The organism is Halorubrum sp. SD612 (assembly GCF_002135005.1).
This window is the reverse complement of the sequence record NZ_NEWI01000192.1, coordinates 1-4,182: the sequence shown is the minus strand read 5'-3', so window position 1 is coordinate 4,182 and position 4,182 is coordinate 1. Positions and strand designations below refer to the sequence as shown.

The 4,182-nt window shown below is 68.6% G+C and carries 6 protein-coding genes, 1 tRNA gene and 1 pseudogene; 5 read left to right on the top strand and 3 right to left on the bottom strand.

Annotation, left to right across the window (positions count from 1 at the left end):
• Positions 1–303 (top strand): annotated as a pseudogene (locus B9G38_RS14795) (NADP-dependent oxidoreductase); the annotation flags it as partial.
• A 115-nt stretch (positions 304–418) separates the two neighbouring features.
• Positions 419–1,321, top strand: coding sequence for a hypothetical protein (locus tag B9G38_RS14790; RefSeq protein WP_086220885.1), 903 nt, complete (start codon positions 419–421; stop codon positions 1,319–1,321).
• A 144-nt stretch (positions 1,322–1,465) separates the two neighbouring features.
• On the opposite strand, the gene B9G38_RS14785 is transcribed toward B9G38_RS14790, so the two are convergent.
• Positions 1,466–1,550, bottom strand: a tRNA-Leu gene (locus tag B9G38_RS14785).
• A gap of 519 nt (positions 1,551–2,069) precedes the next feature.
• Positions 2,070–2,771 (bottom strand): endonuclease III, encoded by a 702-nt coding sequence (nth, locus tag B9G38_RS14780; RefSeq protein ID WP_086220884.1) that lies wholly within the window; start codon positions 2,769–2,771, stop codon positions 2,070–2,072.
• Between the two features lie 125 nt (positions 2,772–2,896).
• Here nth and B9G38_RS14775 point away from each other — a divergent pair, with 125 nt between their 5' ends.
• The 3 genes from B9G38_RS14775 (at position 2,897) to B9G38_RS14765 (ending at position 3,955) form a co-directional block, all read left to right on the top strand.
• Positions 2,897–3,205 carry a cyclin gene (locus B9G38_RS14775; protein ID WP_086220883.1) on the top strand — a complete coding sequence of 103 codons (309 nt, stop codon included), beginning with the start codon at positions 2,897–2,899 and terminating at the stop codon, positions 3,203–3,205.
• 142 nt (positions 3,206–3,347) lie between these two features.
• Positions 3,348–3,764, top strand: a complete 417-nt coding sequence (locus B9G38_RS14770) for a DUF2178 domain-containing protein (RefSeq protein WP_086220882.1) — start codon at positions 3,348–3,350, stop codon at positions 3,762–3,764.
• On the top strand, positions 3,761–3,955 hold the full coding sequence (locus tag B9G38_RS14765) for a helix-turn-helix transcriptional regulator (RefSeq protein WP_086220881.1): 195 nt from the start codon (positions 3,761–3,763) through the stop codon (positions 3,953–3,955). Before B9G38_RS14770 ends, B9G38_RS14765 begins: the two co-directional genes overlap by 4 nt.
• On the opposite strand, the gene B9G38_RS14760 is transcribed toward B9G38_RS14765, so the two are convergent.
• The coding region (locus B9G38_RS14760; protein ID WP_303646239.1) for a fibrillarin-like rRNA/tRNA 2'-O-methyltransferase at positions 3,956–4,182 on the bottom strand (227 nt) is incomplete at its 5' end.

Here is a 4,182-nt window from a genome sequence, read left to right as displayed (position 1 = left end):
GGGCGGGGGGGGGTCGGCGGCGTGATGCGCAACGGCAGCGAGGGGGAGGGCCCGACGGCGCCAGGGAAGCTCCCGGGGCTGGGCCCGGGTCGGGCGAAGGTACGGGGGCTGCTCGTCGGCGACTTCGCGACCCGGTTCGGCGAGGCGAGCGAGCGCCTCGCTGACTGGGTCGCGAGCGGCGAGCTGGAACACCGCGAGACGGTCGTGGAGGGATTAGAGAACGCCCCCGACGCCTTCCTCGGTCTCTTCTCCGGCGACAACATCGGCAAGCAGGTGGTGCGGGTGTCGGCCGGCGAGCCGTAGCCGCGGCCCGTCCGAACGCGCCACTCGGCGGACGCGGTTCACCGGTCGCGGCGGTCGTCACCGCCGCGAGGGAACCGCCGGCAGGGCTATACGACGCTGAGATGTATCAACGCGTATGAACGTATTCCGCTGGGCCGCGATCGCGATCGTCGGGGCCGTCATCGTCGTCGCCGCCGCGTACGCGGTCTTCGCCGGCGTCCTGATCGGGTCCGACGTGGCGTCGTACTCGTCGGACGGCGTCACCGTGTCGGGCCTCGGGTACGAGGACGCCCTCGCCCGAGCGAGCGCGGCCGGGTACGCGGTCGAGCGCGTCGGGTCGAGCGGTTTCCACCCCGAGGGCGTCGACGAGCTCGACGCCGAGCTCGGCCCGGAGTACGAGGCGTTCAGGGTCACGTTCGACCACTCGGAGACGAAGCGGCTGTGGGCCACCTTCTACGCGGACGAGGGCGTCACCGTCGTGACCGTCTTCGCGGACGACAACCGGGGCGAGTTCACCGTCGACGACCTCCCGCCGGACGAGTGGCTCGTCGATCGGCTCACGCTGCTGTTCGAGATGGACGAGGCGACCGCGGAGGGGTACGTCGAGGAACTCCGAGCGGACGTCCGCGCCGCCGACCCCGGCGAGCCCGGGGCGGGCACCCCGGAGATGCGGGTCGACGAGCCGGTCGCGTTCCGCGCGACGTACGCGGAGCTGACCGCTCGCGCGACGGCGACCAACGAGAGCTCCGTCCCGGGCTCCGGCCAGTACACCCGCGAGTACTACGCGGGCGAGGAGCGGCTCGGCGGGATCGACTTCGTCCTCCCGCGGGCGACCGTCACGCACGAGGCCGACGGGTACACCTACCGCGTCCACCTCGATTACCACGGCGGAGTCGAGGTCGACGCGCAGACGCGTGCCTCCCGATCCTTCGAGGAAGACGACGTTCGCGCGGCCTTCCGGCGGATGTTCGAGGAGATGGGGATCCCGCCGGAGACGGCCGACCACCTGCGGCTCGAGTACCGGGGGAGCGTGTGGTGAACGGGTCACCCGCTCCTTCGCTCAGTGCGCGGGACCGGATTTGAACCGGAGGAAGACGTGTTCACTCGCTTCGCTCGTTGCGCGCGACTTCCAGGGTTCGAATCCTCCGCGCATACATACCTCTCACATTCGTCCGAGGCAGTATGCGCGGGACCGGATTTGAACCGGCGGACCCCTACGGGATAGCGTCCTAAGCGCTACGCCTTTGGCCTGGCTCGGCAACCCGCGCGCAAACCAGCGTACGCGAAACCGACTCAAGAACCTGACGAACCGCCAGCAGCGACGCGGTTTATAAATTCGGTGGCGCGTGCCGACGAGTGCCCGATAGGGCGCGAGTCGCACGCGCGAGGGAGTCGCTGGCGGCGGCAGCCGCCAGCGACGAGGCTGGGGAGGCGTGAGGCTGCGGTCCCGCGAGCAACGCGAGCGGGAGCACGGAAGTCGCAGCCCGCGCAGCGAACGAAGTGAGCGAGCAGGACCGTCTTCCGGAGGTGCGGTTGCGGTCGGGTGGGACTCAAAGGGGCAGCCGTGAGGCCGCAGTAGGCGACGTAAGCACTGGAAGGAGCGAACGGAGTGAGCGACTGAAGCGCGCAACGAGCGTACTGCGGCCTCACGGCTGGGGCTTTGGCGGTGTTCACTGTGTTGCCGTGGTCAGTTATTTATTAGCGAGCGGCTGGGGCTTTGTAAGTGTCTGCTACGATCCAGTGCCGAGATTTACTTATAAATCGCAGCCAACAAACCGTGATCTAACTTATAAACAGTACTCGCAGTCGCAGTACGCGTCACACACAGGATTGTCGCAGTCCGCACCCCGAGCCGAACAGCGCTCGCGACCGTGCCGGATCAACAGCACGTGAAGCGGGTAGATCAGCTCGTCCGGCACCTGCGCGTCCAGCACCTCGTGAGCGCGCTCGTTCGACGCCGACTCGGGCACCAACCCAAATCGCTTCGAGACGCGCTCGACGTGCGTGTCGACCGCCATCGTCGGCTTCCCGAAGTGGAAGTTCAACACGACGCTGGCGGTCTTCGGGCCCACGCCCTTGATCTCGGTCAACCACCCTTTGGCCTCGTCAGTCGGCATCGCGTCGAGGAACGCGAGCGAGTACGCGCCGCCGGTCTCCTCGCGGATCGCGGTCAGCGCGCGCTGGATGCGGGCGGCCTTCTGGTCGGGGAGCCCCGCCACGCGGATCGTCTCCTTCAGCTCCTCGTGGTCGGCGGCCTCGATCGCCGCGAAGTCGTCGTAGCGGTCGAACAGCGCCTCCGAGGCCCGGCGCGTGTTCTCGTCGGCGACGTTCTGCGAGAGGATCGTCGTCACCAGCTGGCGGACGCCCTCGCCCGGCTCGGCCGTGGGGTCCGCGCCGTGTTCGGCCACGCGGTCGACCGGCTCGTACAGCTCGACGAGGTCGTCGTGAAGCGCCCGGACACGCGTCTCGTCCCACGTCTGGCTCGACATGCGCGCGCTACGTGCGTGGGAGACTTGAGGGCGACGACCGCGGTCGTTTACGGGGTCGCGTCCGCGCGCGCCCACCCGACCGCGACCGCGGACCGTTTATATACCTCGATCGACTATCTCGGCGCGTGTACCGGGCGAGCGACCGAGTCGACAACGAGGCGTGGATCGAGCTGCTCGACGAGGCGTGCGCCTCGCTCGACCTCGACGCGGGGACGCGCTCGACCGCGGTCGACCTGTTCCTCTCGCGCGCCCCCGACGACGACCGCGGGAAGCGCGTCGCGGCCGCCGCCAGCCTCTACGCCGCCGGCCTGATCCGCGGCGAGGAACGCTCGCAGTCCGCCGTCGCCGACGCGATGGACGTCTCGCGGCTCTCCGTCCAGAAGCGGTGGAAGCCGATCTTGGAAGACGCCGGCTTCTCGCCGCCGTCGTGGTGAACCCCCGAAAAAAGGCGTAACGAGGCCTCTGGCGACGTCTATCCGTAGCGCCATCCGCGGCGATAGTTTTAATAAGTGATGTAAAGTACGCTTTACTGTAAAGCGAGCTTTACACCTTCCCGCGCTCGCTTTACCCTCCACCATGAGCGAACACACGACCTCCGCAACGACTCGGCCCTCCGCCCGAAAGCGGTACAAACGCATCGCGTACGGCCTGCTCGGCGCCGGCATCCTCGCGCTGTGGATCGGCATCGCGCTCGATCGATTCGTCCTCGGCGTCGCCCTGTACTGGACCGGCGGCCTCGGCATGGGGCTCGTCCAGCGGTTCAGCCCCGTCGATCTGTACGACGAGCGCGACACGACCATCGAGCGCAAGGCCAGCCAGAACACGCTGAACGCCTTCGCGTACCTCTTCGTCCTCGGGACGCCCGGCGGCCTCGCGCTCCGGGAGAGCGGGCTAGTCACGCTTCCCGGCGAGTTCTACGGCGCGACGTGGACGCTCTTCGCGGTCTTCGTCGCGTTCGGCGCGTCCGTCATCTACCACAAGTACCGGACATGAGAAACGACATCAGCGACAGGCGCGCCGAGACCGGTGAGAGCCAGGCCGACCTCGCGGCCGCGGTCGGGGTCACCCGACAGACGATCAACGCGATCGAACGCGAGCGCTACGACCCCTCGCTGGAGCTGGCGTTCGCCCTCGCGGATCACTTCGACTGCCGGATCGAGGACGTCTTCGAGCCGGACGAGTGATCACTTCGGCGTCGCGACGACTCCGAGGTGGTCCTCGTGGAACCGGTCGAGGCGCCGCGTCTCCAGCACCTCGTACGCCTCCCGGAGCCGGTCGAGCGCCCTCTCGAACACCGCGTCCGGTTCCGCCGTCACGTCCTCGCTGCGCGCCTTGACCGCGAGCAGCAGCCGCCCGTCGTCGGCGAGGAACCCCGCGTTGCGCACGGCGACGTCGCCACCCGCGGGCGGGA

Coding starts and splice junctions, on each gene's coding strand:
- B9G38_RS14790 (WP_086220885.1), top strand. CDS start 419: ATGAACGTATTCCGCTGGGCCGCGATCGCGATCGTCGGGGCCGTCATC.
- nth (WP_086220884.1), bottom strand. CDS start 2,771: ATGTCGAGCCAGACGTGGGACGAGACGCGTGTCCGGGCGCTTCACGAC.
- B9G38_RS14770 (WP_086220882.1), top strand. CDS start 3,348: ATGAGCGAACACACGACCTCCGCAACGACTCGGCCCTCCGCCCGAAAG.
- B9G38_RS14765 (WP_086220881.1), top strand. CDS start 3,761: ATGAGAAACGACATCAGCGACAGGCGCGCCGAGACCGGTGAGAGCCAG.